The sequence below is a fragment of the Algoriphagus sp. genome, assembly GCF_029254265.1.
Classification (GTDB): Bacteria; Bacteroidota; Bacteroidia; order Cytophagales; family Cyclobacteriaceae; genus Algoriphagus.
Map to the genome: position 1 here is coordinate 36,596 of NZ_JAQWXX010000050.1, position 15,779 is coordinate 52,374.

At 37.6% G+C, this 15,779-nt stretch carries 17 protein-coding genes; 11 read left to right on the forward strand and 6 right to left on the reverse strand.

Features of this window, described 5'->3' with window-relative positions; all coding sequences use genetic code 11:
- Nucleotides 1-42: 42 nt before the first annotated feature.
- The 5 genes from P8O16_RS07810 to P8O16_RS07830 all read right to left on the reverse strand — a co-directional run bounded on the left by P8O16_RS07810 (nucleotide 43) and on the right by P8O16_RS07830 (nucleotide 4,136).
- Complete coding sequence (locus P8O16_RS07810; protein ID WP_300312908.1) at nucleotides 43-1,161, reverse strand: carboxylate-amine ligase; 1,119 nt, start codon at nucleotides 1,159-1,161, stop codon at nucleotides 43-45.
- Between the two features lie 19 nt (nucleotides 1,162-1,180).
- The gene (locus tag P8O16_RS07815; protein WP_075352058.1) at nucleotides 1,181-2,137 is read right to left on the reverse strand and encodes a RimK family alpha-L-glutamate ligase; all 957 of its coding nucleotides are present in this window, start codon (nucleotides 2,135-2,137) and stop codon (nucleotides 1,181-1,183) included.
- Between the two features lie 21 nt (nucleotides 2,138-2,158).
- Complete coding sequence (locus P8O16_RS07820) at nucleotides 2,159-2,872, reverse strand: alpha/beta hydrolase-fold protein (protein ID WP_300312911.1); 714 nt, start codon at nucleotides 2,870-2,872, stop codon at nucleotides 2,159-2,161.
- Between the two features lie 111 nt (nucleotides 2,873-2,983).
- Complete coding sequence (locus tag P8O16_RS07825) at nucleotides 2,984-3,394, reverse strand: hypothetical protein (protein WP_300312913.1); 411 nt, start codon at nucleotides 3,392-3,394, stop codon at nucleotides 2,984-2,986.
- 232 nt (nucleotides 3,395-3,626) lie between these two features.
- Entirely contained in the window at nucleotides 3,627-4,136 is a 510-nt protein-coding gene (locus P8O16_RS07830) for a gamma carbonic anhydrase family protein (RefSeq protein WP_300312916.1), read from the reverse strand.
- Between the two features lie 127 nt (nucleotides 4,137-4,263).
- Here P8O16_RS07830 and P8O16_RS07835 point away from each other — a divergent pair, with 127 nt between their 5' ends.
- From P8O16_RS07835 to P8O16_RS07870, 8 genes are all read left to right on the forward strand, one after another.
- The gene (locus P8O16_RS07835; protein WP_300312918.1) at nucleotides 4,264-4,986 is read left to right on the forward strand and encodes a YceI family protein; all 723 of its coding nucleotides are present in this window, start codon (nucleotides 4,264-4,266) and stop codon (nucleotides 4,984-4,986) included.
- A gap of 132 nt (nucleotides 4,987-5,118) precedes the next feature.
- A complete protein-coding gene (gene dinB, locus P8O16_RS07840; protein WP_300312921.1) occupies nucleotides 5,119-6,234 on the forward strand; it encodes a DNA polymerase IV in 1,116 nt (371 codons plus the stop codon).
- 73 nt (nucleotides 6,235-6,307) lie between these two features.
- Nucleotides 6,308-7,786, forward strand: a complete 1,479-nt coding sequence (gene miaB / locus P8O16_RS07845; protein ID WP_300312924.1) for a tRNA (N6-isopentenyl adenosine(37)-C2)-methylthiotransferase MiaB — start codon at nucleotides 6,308-6,310, stop codon at nucleotides 7,784-7,786.
- The gene (locus tag P8O16_RS07850) at nucleotides 7,783-9,075 is read left to right on the forward strand and encodes a sigma-54-dependent Fis family transcriptional regulator (protein WP_300312926.1); all 1,293 of its coding nucleotides are present in this window, start codon (nucleotides 7,783-7,785) and stop codon (nucleotides 9,073-9,075) included. The genes miaB and P8O16_RS07850 overlap by 4 nt, the downstream gene beginning before the upstream one ends.
- Complete coding sequence (lptE, locus tag P8O16_RS07855) at nucleotides 9,059-9,598, forward strand: LPS assembly lipoprotein LptE (protein WP_300312928.1); 540 nt, start codon at nucleotides 9,059-9,061, stop codon at nucleotides 9,596-9,598. The genes P8O16_RS07850 and lptE overlap by 17 nt, the downstream gene beginning before the upstream one ends.
- Before the next feature lie 30 nt (nucleotides 9,599-9,628).
- Nucleotides 9,629-10,375, forward strand: coding sequence for a hypothetical protein (locus tag P8O16_RS07860; RefSeq protein ID WP_300312931.1), 747 nt, complete (start codon nucleotides 9,629-9,631; stop codon nucleotides 10,373-10,375).
- 11 nt (nucleotides 10,376-10,386) lie between these two features.
- Nucleotides 10,387-10,746 carry a preprotein translocase subunit SecG gene (gene secG, locus P8O16_RS07865; protein ID WP_300312934.1) on the forward strand — a complete coding sequence of 120 codons (360 nt, stop codon included), beginning with the start codon at nucleotides 10,387-10,389 and terminating at the stop codon, nucleotides 10,744-10,746.
- A 116-nt stretch (nucleotides 10,747-10,862) separates the two neighbouring features.
- Complete coding sequence (locus tag P8O16_RS07870; protein WP_300312937.1) at nucleotides 10,863-11,786, forward strand: sterol desaturase family protein; 924 nt, start codon at nucleotides 10,863-10,865, stop codon at nucleotides 11,784-11,786.
- Between the two features lie 4 nt (nucleotides 11,787-11,790).
- On the opposite strand, the gene P8O16_RS07875 is transcribed toward P8O16_RS07870, so the two are convergent.
- The gene (locus P8O16_RS07875; RefSeq protein WP_300312940.1) at nucleotides 11,791-12,498 is read right to left on the reverse strand and encodes a hypothetical protein; all 708 of its coding nucleotides are present in this window, start codon (nucleotides 12,496-12,498) and stop codon (nucleotides 11,791-11,793) included.
- 214 nt (nucleotides 12,499-12,712) lie between these two features.
- Between P8O16_RS07875 and groES the strand changes: the two genes are divergently transcribed.
- From groES to P8O16_RS07890, 3 genes are all read left to right on the forward strand, one after another.
- Complete coding sequence (gene groES, locus P8O16_RS07880; protein WP_075352046.1) at nucleotides 12,713-12,991, forward strand: co-chaperone GroES; 279 nt, start codon at nucleotides 12,713-12,715, stop codon at nucleotides 12,989-12,991.
- 40 nt (nucleotides 12,992-13,031) lie between these two features.
- The gene (groL, locus tag P8O16_RS07885; RefSeq protein WP_300312946.1) at nucleotides 13,032-14,660 is read left to right on the forward strand and encodes a chaperonin GroEL; all 1,629 of its coding nucleotides are present in this window, start codon (nucleotides 13,032-13,034) and stop codon (nucleotides 14,658-14,660) included.
- Nucleotides 14,661-14,831: 171 nt separating this feature from the next.
- The gene (locus P8O16_RS07890; RefSeq protein ID WP_300312949.1) at nucleotides 14,832-15,212 is read left to right on the forward strand and encodes a response regulator; all 381 of its coding nucleotides are present in this window, start codon (nucleotides 14,832-14,834) and stop codon (nucleotides 15,210-15,212) included.
- Nucleotides 15,213-15,779: the final 567 nt, after the last annotated feature.

Sequence of the window (15,779 nt, forward strand, 5' to 3'; positions counted from 1 at the left end):
TTCGCTTGTTGGTTTATTTTTGTACAAAAGTAATATCTGGGATTATATCCCCTGAGTAAACTTTGAAGTAATTAAGTCTACCACTTTTGTCAAATCTCCAGTTTCTTCAAAAACAGCCAGCTGTTGATCAGCACCGGTCCCATTTTTCAAAATTTGATGGACATAGTCGATTTCGTTTCTACTTCCCAACTCATCCACCACATCATCAATGAAATCAAGAAGTTCGAAGATTAACTCAGGAGTAGGCACTTCTATTTTTTTTCCAAAGTCAATCAATTTTCCTTCAATGCCATTACGGGCAGCTCTAAACTTATTTTCTCGAATCAAGGCAATTCGATAGATATTAAAACTAGTATTACTCATCAGCAACTTGTAGAGTTTAGCCACAACTGCCTGAATGATAGCTACGATACAAATAGTCTCATCAACCGTAAGGCACATATCACAAATACGAAATTCGATCGTACTGAAGAACGGGTGAATTCTTAAGTCCCACCAGATTTTTTTTGGATTATCGATGCAATTGGTCTTAACCAAGGTCTCCAAATAATTATCATAAGACTGGACTGAATCGAAATATTCAGGTAAGCCTGTTCTAGGAAATTTCGCAAAGATTTTGGCCCTAAATGCTTTAAAGCCAGTATTTCTACCTTCCCAAAAGGGTGAATTGGTCGTCAACGCATAAATATGAGGAAGAAAATAGCAAGCCTGGTTCATCAACTGAAGGGCAGTATCTCTATTATCTATTCCCACGTGGACATGCAGACCAAAAATCAGGTTTGACCTCGCAATGTCTTTCAATTCGTCAACAATATTATGATAACGAGGGTCATCAGTAATCTCCTGGTCTTGCCATCTCGAGAATGGATGTGTGCTTGCAGCTCCTACCAAAAGACCCTGGTTACCGGCCAATTCTGAGATCTTATTTCTCAGAAAAGACACTTCTTTCCGCGCTTCTGCAACATTTTGGCAAATATTAGTCCCTACTTCAACGACAGATTGATGCATTTCTGCCTTGACTTGCTCATGCAAGGAAATCTTTCCACCTTCCACGATCTTTGACATGTGAGATCTAAGATCTCTGGTAACAGGATCAATAATTTGATACTCTTCCTCCACTCCAAGGGTAAATTGCGGAAGTTTCTTCAAAAGTGCAGTCATGGTTTCTTAAGGGATAAGATTAGAATCTTTTGGAATCAGCGATTGAGTCACGCATGAAGGTTCCCCAAGTTAAATTCGTTTTTCCGGGTTTCTGAGCCTTGGCGTAGCTTATTGCCATTTTTGCCGCTTCTTCTACTACCCAATCAAAATTTTCCTGTCCTACAGAATTCACATCTGCATCTGGTGCTGGATTTCCAAAATCAATAGCGTAAGGAATTCCATCTTTCACCGCAAATTCAACGGTATTGAAATCATATCCTAATCCCTTGCATAGACGAATGGTATAATCTTTAATAGTGGCAAGAAGCTTTTTAGAGGAAGGTGGACGATCTACCACATAGCGAAGGTGATGTGGATTTCGAGGTTCATAAGGCATAATTTTGACAGCCTTGCCTCCTAAACAATACACTCTAAAATACTCCTCAAAAACAATTTCTTCCTGCAGTAACATCACCAACTGCCCAGTTTGGGGATGAGTCTTAAAAAACTCTTCTTTGTCTTCCAGTCGATAAACATTCTTCCAGCCTCCACCTGCATAAGGCTTCATGTAGGCTGGAAAACCTACATATTCAAAAATCCCTTCCCAATCCAAAGGAGCCTTTAAATTTCTAAATGATTTAGAAGTCGTATCATCGGGGTGTTTTGCAGAAGGCAAAATCACAGTTTTTGGAAGGGGAACCCCAAGTTGATCAGCTAACGCATTATTAAAAAATTTATCATCTGCACTCCACCAAAATGGATTATTGATAACTGCAGTACCAGTCAATGCGGCATTTTTTAAATACGCTCTGTAGAACGGTACATCTTGAGAGATCCGATCGATAATTACAGCATATTCAGAAAGTTTATTCTGGATAACCTTATCTATCTGTACAGCTTCGGCAATTATTCCCTTTTCAGCCTTTTGATTAACTCTATCTATAAATGCTTGGGGAAATGTATCCTCCATGCCGAAAAGTATTCCAATTTTTTTCATAACAAACTGATATTTTAAGAATTAATTAAATTTTATTCTACTCAAATAGTGGGGAAACATTTCTTTCCAAACCGGCCAATCATGATTTTGATTTTGCCGTACATCCAGCCAATGTCTCACTCCTTTCGATTTGAGAGTTTCGTGTAATTTTAAGTTCGCATCGAAACAGATATCCCAGTTGGAAGTTCCCAAAACGATATCCATTTTCCAAAGCTCCTGATCATTTAATCCAGGAAGATATTCCAAAGGACTGTTGTAATAAATATCATCATGCTGATAGCCGTCCATAAAATCACGAATATCAAATGCTCCTGACATACTGAAGCAATGGCTTACATAACCTGGATGTCTAAAAGCAAAATTCACGGCATGATACCCTCCAAAACTACATCCTGCCACTACCACTTTTGCAACTGAGGTATTCAGTCGAATTCGCTCTACAATCTCATGACAAATCATTTTATCATATGCGACATGGTTCTGAATTCGCTGATGAGGATGAATATTTTTGTTGTAAAAACTATCCGCATCGTTACTTTCAGGACAATATATCTGGATTAAACCCTGCTCAATATACCATCTGGCTGATTCAATTAATCCCATATCACGGTTCTCATGAAAAGAGCCCTTTGAGGTGGGGAAAACCACTACGGGATAACCAGCATGGCCAAAACGAAGCATTTGGACATCCCGCTGAAGATGAGGGGAAAACCATTTAAAATACTCCTCTTTCATAAGACTATAGGGTGTAGTTATTTTAACCGTTGAATTAGGCCTCAAAGGTCTTACTATTTTGCTTTAAAGCCAAAGAAGATAAGAAATACCTCCAATGATTCAATGGCTTTCCTAAAGCAAGCCCTGCCTTTCATGCGAAAAAATCTTTTTCAAAGCTCCTATCAGACTTAAGGCGACCATAATTCCCACAAATACCCATTTTGTACTCGTGAAAAAAGAGGCGCCAAATCCTAAAAAGGGAGAATAGTCAGGGAAAATTTGAATCATACTGTAAATCATCAAATTCTCAAAAAAATCAAAAACTAATACACCAACGCAAACTAGTCGAACTTGAGAACCTTTCCATAAAAAATTAAATAGCTGAATAAACAGAAGGGTGTATATCAACATATAAGGAATATCAAAAATCAAAAGACATTTTAGATAATCCTTCCTCATCTCTTCTCCCATAATATCAAGTGCTTGATAAGCATCGGAAGCAGAATAGGCAAATTTCAAATCCAATACTAAACTTGGAGGCATAGTTTGCTTCAACATCATATTGAAAAAAACAAAAAGGCAAACTAATAGAACAATACTTCGCCCACTTAAATTTAAACTAGAATTCTTAGCCATGATTTTACTTAAAAAATTATATAAAAAATTAAAATATTATTATTCCAAAGTTACTCGAAAAATCCTTTAATAAAAATGAAATACGATAAAAAGACTACATTAAACAAAAAACATAATTCAAAAATGATTTTTTTGTATTTTACTCAAACCAGGCAGCATACATCGGATAGTTTGTTGCAGTTCGAGAAATCACTTCCTCCATCTCTGGGCTGATTTCCTTCACCCTTTTTGCCGGCATCCCTGCATAAATAGAATTCGATTCAACTACAGTATTAGCAAGCACAACCGCTCCTGCCGCTATTATGGAGTTGGAATGAATTATAGCACCATCCATCACGATTGCACCCATCCCGATTAAAACCCGATCATGTATGGTGCAGCCATGGACTACCGCATTGTGGGCTATAGAAACCTGATTACCAATAAATGTTCCGGCTTTTTTATAAGTGCAATGAATCACTACCCCATCCTGAATATTTGTTTCATTCCCAATTCGGATTTCATTTACATCGCCCCGGATGACGGCATTAAACCACACAGTACAATTCTCTCCTAACTGAACGTCTCCTACTATGGTAGCATTAGGCGCAATCCAACAGGAAGATGGGATTAATGGACTTATCCCATTTACAGGAAGTATACAGCTCATATGTTCATTTTTTTAAGAGGTTTAAAAGGATTTATTCGAAATTAATTTTTTTCTTAATCAGGTGAACTTTTATTTTTGATTTCAGTTGTATGTCTATACATCTAATGTTCAAACCAATAAAAGCACAATGAAACTAGTAAAATTATCAGGATTATTCCTTGCAACTGCACTGATCACTTTCGCATGTAGCCAACCTTCAACTGTAGAAACATCTGAAGCTCAAGAAGTAGCCGCCACTGAAGGGAAAACTTTAACAATTGATCAAACTTCAACACAAATTGGCTGGAGAGGATACAAGCCAGCTGGACAGCACTTTGGAAAAATTCCCGCGACAGAAGGAATGCTTGCTGTAAATGGTGGTGATATTACAGGTGGAAAATTCACTTTTGACATCACCGGTTTGAAGATCGAAGACATGCAAGAAACTGAAGAGAACTACGGTAAACTTTGGGGGCATTTACAATCTGCAGATTTCTTTGATGCTGCAAATCACCCTACTGCTTCTTTCGAAATTACCAGTGTAGAAACTTTCGGTACAACTGACGTGATTTCTGACCAAGAAGAATTTTCTACAGATAACACACCTAAGTCTGCAACTTCACTCAGCCCTGAAAACCCTACTCATTGGATCAGTGGTAATCTGACTATGAGAGGTGTGACTAAAAACATCAAATTCCCAGCTTCTGTAAAAATGGAGAACGGAGCCGTACTAGCTAAAGCAGGATTCAACATTGACAGAACAGCTTGGGGTCTAGCTTACGGAGACGAGGCAACTGCTGTTGATAAAGCGAAGGATCAATTTATCTACAACACAGTATCATTAGAGCTTGACTTAAAAGCTTCTGAATAATAAATTCAAATATTCTTAATGAAAGAGGGATTCAAATGAATCCCTCTTTTTTTTGATTCAAAATGCTTTTTAAAATTATGATGGAGATTTACTTAGATTTGATTTAGCTCAAATCAACCATTTTAAGCACTGATGCAAAGTCTTGACCAAGCTTCTTCTAATCCAATCATTCACTCAATCAAGAAAATCATCCATGTAGATATGGATGCTTTTTATGCCTCAGTGGAACAACTGGATCATCCTCAATGGCGAGGTAAGCCACTTGCGGTAGGTGGAAGTGAAGTCAGAGGAGTTATCGCTGCGGCAAGTTATGAGGCCAGAAAATTTGGAGTTTATTCAGCTATGTCCTCCGTACTCGCAGTCAAAAAATGTCCACAGTTGATTTTTGCAAAACCAAGATTTGACAGGTATAAGGAAATCAGTCTTCAGATACGTGAGATTTTTTATGAATATACCGATCTGGTTGAGCCTCTTTCCCTTGATGAAGCATTTCTCGATGTAACTGAAAATAAAAAAGAACTTAGATCTGCTATTTTAATTGCAAGGCAGATTCGAGAAAAAATTAAAGAAAAAACAGGTTTAAACGCATCTGCGGGAGTTTCTTACAATAAATTCTTAGCTAAAACCGCCTCTGATCTCAATAAGCCAAACGGGCAAGCCGTGATCTTGCCGGAAGATGCAGAGGACTTTTTGGAAAAGCTTCCAATTGGTAAATTCTTTGGAATTGGAAAAGTGACAGCTGAAAAGATGAAATCCCTAGGAATTCATAACGGGGCAGACCTAAAGCAATTTTCACTGCAGTTTCTTATTAAAAAGTTTGGCAAATCAGGCCTTCACTATTTCAATATCGTCCGGGGAATTCATCTCTCGGAAGTACAACCACATCGAATTCGTAAATCAATTAGCGCAGAAAACACTTTTAATCAAGATTTGATCGAGGCTGAAGATTTGAAAAAAGCTCTGGTAGAAATAGCAAATGAATTGATCCGAAGGGTGGAGAAAAGCGGAATAAAGGGTCGGACAATTACTTTGAAAATTAAATTCTCAGATTTCACCCAACAAACCAGAAGTCGTACAGTAGAGCAGTACCTACCACAAACGGAAATTCAAAACCTCGCTTTTGAACTTTTGGAACAAGAAAAGATGCCTTTAGCCGTTCGGCTTCTAGGACTTGGCCTTTCGAACCTTAACAATACAGATGATCAGCAGTTTTTCGGTGAGCAGCTAAAAATACCATTTGAACAATAGCGAAATAAAACAGAAAAACTTCTGCCATTTTGTCGCATTTTGTTAATTTCGCCACTCGAATTTGTAATTCCCCATGAATAACTTAATAAAGGATATCGATATCATCTCAGCAGAAGAAGCACAAGCCTGTAACTTCAAAACTACCGTAGATGAGAGTACCGGTAAAAACAGAAAACTTTACATCGAAAGCTATGGCTGTGCGATGAATTTCTCAGATTCTGAGATCGTCGCTTCCATCATGAAAGAAAATGGATTTGATACCACATCAGACTTCCACCAAGCAGATGTAATTTTCCTCAATACTTGCTCAATTCGAGAAAAAGCTGAGCAAACTGTCCGAAAAAGATTGACGGTCTTCAACAAAGCAAAAAAGAAAAAGCCAGAGATGACTATTGGTGTTTTGGGTTGCATGGCCGAGCGATTGAAAGAGAAATTACTTGAAGAAGAAAAGGTCGTTGATATTGTGGTAGGTCCTGATGCCTATAGAGATCTTCCCAACTTGATCAATATTGCTGAAGATGGGCAGAAAGCAGTAAATACTTTTCTTTCACGTGAAGAGACCTATGCTGATATCGCCCCTGTCAGACTCAATTCGAATGGTGTCTCCGCATTTATTTCTATCATGAGAGGATGTGACAATATGTGCTCCTTTTGTGTAGTGCCCTTTACTCGGGGAAGAGAGCGCAGTCGTGATCCGCACTCAATAGTAGCGGAGGCTCATGATCTTTTTAACAAAGGCTACAAAGAAGTGACGCTGTTAGGACAAAATGTGGATAGCTACAAATGGTCAGCGGAGGAAAACAACAAAGCAAGGTTGAATAAAAAGGAAGAGGAAATCAGTGAAGTGGTAACCTTTGCCAATCTTTTGGAAATGGTCGCACAGGTAAATCCTATGCTCAGAGTGAGGTTTTCTACTTCTCACCCTAAAGACATCACTGATGATGTGCTGTATACCATAAAAGCCTACAACAATATCTGCAAATACATTCACCTTCCAGTTCAAAGTGGTAATTCCAGGATTTTAGAGATGATGAATCGAACCTACGATCGGGAGTGGTATCTGGAGCGGGTAGCAAAAATTCGGGAAATACTTGGAGAGGAATGTGGTATCTCGTCTGATATGATCACTGGATTTTGTTCCGAGACAGAAGAGGAGCATCTGGACACGCTAAGTCTGATGGATTTGGTGAAATATGATTTCTCTTATATGTTCTACTATTCCGAGCGTCCCGGAACTTTGGCGGCCAAGAAATATGAAGATGATATCCCTTTAGAAATCAAAAAAAGAAGACTAGCTGAAGTGATCACCAAGCAAAGTCAGCTCTCCCATGAACGAAATAAACTGGACCTTGGAAAAGAGCAAGTAATTCTGCTGGAAGGCACTTCCAAAAAATCTCAGAATGAATTAAAAGGGAGAAACTCAGCCAATAAAATGGTCATTGTGCCAAATGGTAATTATCAAAAAGGAGATTATCTCAAAGTCAGAATCACAGATTGTACTACCGCTACCCTCTTCGGAGAAGTGTTGGAAATAAATCCCGCTTCAATATGATAACTCCTTCAGAAATACAAACTGTCAAGCAACGATTTGGAATCATCGGCAATAGCCCTCAACTGAATCATGCTATACAAGTAGCTATGCAGGCCGCTCCCACCGACATGACTGTATTAATCACCGGTGAAAGTGGTAGTGGTAAAGAAAGCTTTTCCAAAATCATTCATTCGCTTAGCTTGAGGAAGCATGGAAAATTCATAGCTATCAACTGTGGAGCAATTCCTGAAGGAACGATTGATTCTGAGCTTTTTGGACACGAAAAGGGTTCTTTTACCGGTGCACATGAGGCAAGAAAAGGCTATTTTGAGGTAACTGATGGAGGTTCTATCTTTTTGGATGAGGTAGGCGAAATGCCTCTAGGCACGCAAGCGCGACTTCTTCGTGTCCTTGAAAATGGTGAATTCATTAAAGTAGGTTCGTCTAAAGTTCAAAAAACCAATGTTCGTGTAATCACCGCTACTAACGTCAATTTGCTAAAAGCGGTAGAAAAAGGGAAATTCCGAGAGGATCTTTATTATAGATTGAATACGGTCCCCATTTTCGTCCCTCCACTTAGAGAGCGCGGGGAAGATATAGCATTGCTATTTCGGAAATTCACCTCTGACTTTTCTGAAAAATACCATGTCAAGCCAATCTCTTTAGATAGAGAGGCACAACGGCTTCTAATTGGATATTCTTTTCCTGGAAATATTCGACAACTGAAAAACCTTGCGGAGCAAATCTCACTTTTGGAAGAAGAGCGAGAAGTTGACGCTACTACTTTAGCTAAATATCTGCCGAGAGAAAGTTCAAAACTTCCAATGACCCTTTCAGGATTATCATCTGGGAAAGAAAGTACAGATTTTTCTGAAAGAGATATTCTCTACAGAGTACTTTTTGATATGAAGAGAGATATGAATGATTTGAAAAAGCTCGTACTTGAAACTTACAATGCAAACGGCTTAAACGCTAATATCATGCAGAAGCATCAGAGTTTGTTTGAAGATTTGGACCCGAGCTTTTCTTCAAAAGAAAATTCTGAATCTCCATCAAGTTTTTCAGTTCCGCTCGTTATTGATCCAAAGAAAAACTCTTCAGTCAATGACGAGGATTATCAGGATGGGGCTATTGAAGACATTCTTCATGAAGAAGATGACAACTCGCTCTCCTTAGAGAAAAAAGAAAAGGAAATGATCTTAAGAGCTTTGAGTAAGCATAACAATAAGCGAAAATACGCCGCTAGTGATTTAGGAATATCTGAAAGGACACTCTACCGAAAAATAAAGCAATATGAAATCGACCAGTAAATTTCTAGTTCCTTGTTTGGGGTTGGTATTTTTGCTTTTCCAAAGCTGCTCTGTCAAGTATAGCTTCACTGGGACGAATATCAATTACGAGTTGGTGAAGACCTTTTCAGTAGATAATTTTTTTAATGATTCCGGCGGGGGACCGGCCAATATGGAACAACGATTCACAGAAGCAATCAAAGAATATTATCAGCGAAACACTTCTCTTGAATTGGTGAGAACTAACGGTGACCTTCAATTCTTGGGTGCAATCAATCGATATACTCTTACCCCACAAGCAGTAGTATCTAGCGGGGACCCTAACCTACCCGATCGAGCAGGGCAAATGCGATTGACCATAGGAATAGAGGTAGAATATATCAACTTGTCTAATGAGGAAGAAAACTTAAAAAGAACCTTCTCCTTCTTTCAAGATTATGACCCTCGAACAACAACCCTTTTGGATGTAGAAAACGAGCTTGTAGATATTATTTTTGAAAATATCATTCAAGATATCTTCACCGCCACAGTAGCAAACTGGTAATTTTCCTAACTTAGAACAAAACATTACGAAGTGAACGGAGCCCAATTTTTAGAATTAATCCATCGGTCAGATACTTTAGAGAAAAATGAGGTATTGCAATTAAAAAAGGTGCAGCAAAATTTCCCATACTTTCAGATTGCACATGTTTTGGTCGCCCGATATGAATTTTTGAAACATGGGCCTGGAGGAACTCCATCTTTGTCAAATGCTGCAATTACCAGCCCAGATCGAATTTTGTTAAAATCAATTATTGAAAAAGAAATAAAAGAATCTCCAGATTCCGAAAGAAAACTAACGAAGGAGGATCTTCTTCCTGAAAGCGAAAATGAAATACCAACAGCTTCTAAACGGACCGAGACCCTAGTCAAACTAGAGGCAAGTTTAAAGGAAAAACAGCTAGAGGAACAAAAAATAGATCCACCTCAACGAACTCGCCGAAAGGCTCCAAAAGATGATTTGATTGAAACCATCAGGAGAAAAGAGAAGAAAGAAATTCTAGACGAAAAGAAGAAAGAGCAAATTGATCTGATTAAAGCTTTTAGCAAGAAGTCGATCAAAATGGCTACGATCAAAGAAATAGAAGCCAATCAGAATACTGAGAACCTAGCTGCTTCCAGTACTCAAATCAGTGACAAATTGATTTCCGAGTCTTTTGCTAAAATCCTTGCTAATCAGGGTAAGTCAAAAATGGCTAAAGAAATTTATCAGAAGTTGATATTGAAGTTTCCGGATAAAAGGACTTACTTTGCGGACTTAATTGAAAAACTGAAAGAATAACACCCAATCATATGTTTACTTTATTGATTACAATCATCCTTATTTTAGCTGTATTGCTTATTTTGGTTATCCTTGGACAAAATTCCAAAGGCGGAGTAGGTGCAGCATTTGGAGGAAGTGCATCTCAAATTATGGGAGTTACCCGGACTGGTAACGTGTTGGAAAAGGCAACTTGGGTGCTTGCTATTGCAATTCTTGCATTGTGCCTTGCAACTTCAGCTTTCTACACTGATCCACAATCTAATCAGTTCGCATCTCCAAATATTGAAAGTGCTAAACAGCAAGTAGTAGCGCCAGCTTTTGGTGAGACTGAAAATTTACTTCCTGCAACCACCGAAGAGACAATCCCGGATACTACTTCAGAAAACTAATTTATATTTATCTAAAGAAATTGAAGCCTGCCCTATTCGAGCAGGCTTTTTTTATTTATCTTCGAGATTATTGAGTTTTAGAATTTAATTAAAAAGGTCAAACCGAGATTTTGTTTATGAATGATAAACCGCTTCTTTTTGAAGATTTAGATTTAGGTCCTAATCTTATTCTTTGGGCAGCACCGATTATGTTTCTGCTCGTTTTTATAGAATGGGGGATTTCTTGGTATCAAAAAAAAGATGCCTATGACGCAAAAGACTTTTTTGCGGCTTCAACAATCGGTCTAGTCAATGCCGGTATTAGTGCTCTTATTAAAGTCACCATATTTGGCTCTGCGTTATTCTTTTATAACATTTCTCCTTTCAGAATTCCGGCAACTTGGTGGTCATTTATTCTTTGCTTTTTCGCTGTGGATTTTGCAAGGTATTGGGCACATCGAATAGCGCATGAACAGCGTTTTTGGTGGGCTACCCATATTACGCATCATAATTCCTCCAAATATAATCTGTCCGTATCATTTCGATTAAGTTGGACCCAACACATTAAGATCATCTTTTTCTTCCCAGTGATGTTTATGGGCTTTGATCCATTCGTTTTTTTCATCTGCCATCAAATCGCTGTTTTATATCAATTCTGGATTCACACTGAGTACATTACCAAGCTTCCAGCTCCGATAGAATTCTTCTTCACTACCCCATCGCACCACCGGGTTCATCATGCCAGTGATGCTCACTATTTGGATAAAAATTACGGCTCCACATTTATTATTTGGGATCGAATGTTCGGAACATTTATGCCCGAAGCAGAGCGACCTACTTATGGTATCACAAAACCTGTTACCTCATACAATCCCGTATACTTGGTATTTCACGAATGGGTAGATATTTTCAAAGATTTAGGAAAAGCGAAAAACTTTAAAGAAGGTTGGAAAATTTTATTTGGAAGACCTGGCGATGACGTAATTGCAAACAGAGAGCGCGCAACTCAACAAAAAGAATTGCAAGCCAAAATATCTAAATCTGAAGAAGTTATAGTATAATTTATCAGGAAACTGCTTTCAAAAGAAGCCTTTTACCTATTGGGATAAGTGTTTGCTCAATCGGTAAATTTTGTAAGGAATGAAGTCTCCAAGTAGCTGGATTTGGCAATTCCTTAATCTCTTTTACCAGTTCCATTTTAATTCGCTCAAAGGTATTGGTAATTGATTTTGTAAAATGTCTAATCATCCAAACAGCAACGCTTCTGAATTTCTCCCCGGCATATTGCAGAAGGTCAGATTTATACCGAAAAGCATAAATATCTGAACTACACTCTTGTGACAATAGGATAAAACCTTCCCGATTATAAATAGGCAAAATTCCGACAGGGTCAAATTCAATTTGCTCTTCTACAAAATCATAAATAGCCATACCGTCTTCAATCTGAGAAGCAAAACGCGACAAAGCAAAATCATTGATTTTACCTAATTCCTCCATCAAAGAATCTTCTTTGATTTTATTGGAATAGTTTAAGGAAAACTGCTTAAAATCAATTGAATCCAACTGCTTTGGAAAAAGCTTTGAAAGTTCCAATTTTCCCGACTTGATTTCATTTGCTACTCGGTGATGATCAATCAGATCACTTAACATCGGATAAAGCTTTATATTTTTAAATTCTTTATTTGCTTCCTTCAGATAGGCCAAAAGTTGATACTTTTTGTATTCAAAATCAATCAGACCTTCCGTCATCCAATTTTTCGGTAGTGTTTTCATTCTTTTTCAGTTTGGAATAATTTAAACATTTCTGACATTTTTTACGCCAGCAAGAGAAAAATTGGCAGATTTTATCGCTTTTTATGACTTAAGAATCTTTTAATGATTAGCTAATCTCAGCCGATTTGTCAGCATTTGATAGATATTCCCCCTTGGCACAAGAACTGCTATTAGGCACATGCATTTTAATCTAAACTTTAAACAATTTCATACTATGTCAAACGTAAAAATCAAACCTCTTGCTGACAGAGTTTTGGTACAACCAGCCGAAGCAGAAGTAAAAACAGCTTCTGGACTCTATATCCCTGATTCGGCTAAAGAAAAGCCTCAAAAAGGAACAGTAGTAGCAGTCGGTAATGGCAAAAAAGATGAGCCATTGACTGTAAAAGTTGGTGACACGGTACTTTACGGTAAGTATTCAGGCACTGAACTAAGTGTAGAAGGAAATGAATACCTGATCATGAGAGAATCCGACATTTTTGCGATTCTTTAATCAATCAAACTCAATCATTAACTAAAAAAAAATCATAAAAATGGCTAAAGAACTATTTTTCGACACAGATGCTAGAGATCGTCTTAAAAAAGGCGTTGATGCATTAGCTGATGCGGTAAAAGTAACATTAGGACCTAAGGGTAGAAATGTAATCATAGATAAGAAGTTTGGAGCTCCTACCATTACCAAAGATGGTGTTTCCGTAGCTAAGGAAATCGAATTGACAGAACCAATCGAAAACATGGGCGCACAGCTTGTGAAAGAAGTTGCTTCAAAAACAGCAGACAATGCGGGTGATGGTACAACTACTGCTACCGTTCTTGCACAATCTATCTTCAACGTAGGTATCAAAAACGTTGCTGCAGGGGCAAACCCAATGGATCTTAAGAGAGGTATTGACAAAGCTGTTGCTGCTGTTGTTGCTAGACTTAAAGAAAATTCCAAAGGAATCTCTACTTCAAAAGAAATCGCTCAAGTTGCCACAGTATCTGCTAACAACGATGAGGAAATCGGTAAAATGATTTCTGATGCGATGGATAAAGTAGGTAAAGACGGTGTAATTACTGTTGAAGAAGCGAAAGGAACTGAGACTGAAGTAAAAACTGTGGAAGGTATGCAGTTTGACAGAGGTTATCTTTCTCCATACTTCGTGACCAATACTGAGAAAATGGAGGCGGAACTTGACCAGCCATATGTATTGATCTACGACAAGAAGATTTCTTCTATGAAAGAATTGCTTCCTGTACTTGAGCCAGTTGCTCAGACTGGAAAGCCACTTTTGATTATAGCTGAAGATGTGGATGGCGAGGCTCTTGCTACCCTAGTGGTAAATAAAATCAGAGGAGCTCTCAAAGTTGCCGCTGTAAAAGCACCAGGTTTCGGAGATAGAAGAAAAGCAATGTTGGAAGACATCGCAATCTTGACTGGTGGTACAGTAATCTCTGAAGAAAGAGGATTCAAATTGGAGAACGCTACTCCTGACATGCTTGGTAGAGCTGAGAAGATCAATATTGATAAAGACAACTCTACGATTGTAAATGGTGCTGGTGATGCAGGCGCAATTAAGGGTAGAATCGCTGAGATTAAAGCTCAAATTGATAAGACTACTTCTGATTACGATAGAGAGAAACTTCAAGAAAGACTCGCAAAGCTTTCTGGTGGAGTAGCGATCCTTTACATAGGAGCTGCTACAGAAGTTGAAATGAAAGAAAAGAAAGACCGAGTTGATGATGCATTACATGCCACTAGAGCTGCTGTTCAAGAAGGTGTAGTAGTTGGAGGTGGAGTTGCTCTTGTAAGAGCTGCTGATGCTCTTGCTACACTAAAAGGTCTCAATGAAGATGAAGATACTGGTATCAACATCGTAAGGCAAGCAATAGAATCTCCATTGAGAACAATCGTATCCAATGCTGGTGGAGAGCCATCGGTAGTGATCAACAAGATCAGAGAAAACAAAGGTAACTATGGGTACAATGCAAGAACAGATGTTTACGAAGATCTATTCAAAGCCGGTGTAATTGACCCTACTAAAGTTACTCGACTAGCCTTAGAAAATGCCGCATCGATTGCTGCACTTCTATTGACTACCGAGTGCGTGGTTGCAGACAAGAAAGAAGACTCTCCTGCTATGCCTCCTATGGGCGGTGGAGGAATGGGCGGAATGATGTAATCATAGCCCTCAAGAATCAAAGGAGACTCAATGAGTCTCCTTTGTTATTTTCTAGAAAATTTATTTCTCTCATTTTTAAGCCAAAAAGCCAAATAAAATTTTCAATTCAATTAGGAATAATTGTATTTTGGCAGAACAGAAAAAACATTTTGTGAAATTTCGACTACCCAAATGATCCAATTTGATGCCATCTTTTTAGTGGATGATGATCCCATAAATAACCTTATCAATAAACGATTATTGGGAAAATTTGGAATTTCTGAGAATATTCATGAATTTTTGGAAGCTGAAGATGCATTATCAGCATTAAGTAAACTTCCAGAAAATCAATCAGTTGTTATTTTTCTAGATTTAAATATGCCTGTTTTAAACGGATGGGAATTCCTTGATAAGTACATTCAAGTGTTTCAAAACAGGAATGATAAGATTATAATTCTTTCCAGCTCCATTGATTTCTTAGATCGCCAAAAGGCAAAACTATATGAGTTGGTTTCTGGATTTTTAGAAAAACCACTTACGATGGATAAAATTTCTTTGACCTTTAAGGATTAAAAAAACAATACTTTTTTCTCAGGACATGTTTCCTTGATCTAAATTCAGAATTTCACCGCTGAAACTCGCAATGGATCACTGAAGAATCACAAATTAATATTTAATCAAATTAGCACCTCTTTTTTGTGAAAGACCAGAATCGTTTTATAAAAAAATGATTTAGTTATACTTGCTTACAAAAAGCAATATTAATAACACTTAATACAATTTTATATATATAAAATTAATATTTCGGGTTTATTCAAAATATAAAAATCAAAAAATCAAAAGTGATTTAAATAAAGTGTTAAAGAGCCTATAGTTTTTACTTTTAAATGAGCTAACTCTTTGATTTTTTTCAATAAAATAAGGTAAGTCTAATTACTTTTTTTTTAAAACCTTGAATTTAAATTTGACTAATTAGCATTACATTTGAGAACCCTTAAATAATTATCTATTATTTTGTCCAGTAGAGGTGTCCTTTTAATTGCATATATTTATAGCTTTTCAAACGCTCAAAATGGATATATTTAAAGGTCAAGGAGTCATAGAGTTCAGTAAAAGCTTCCAAACTGAACTTGACTGCAA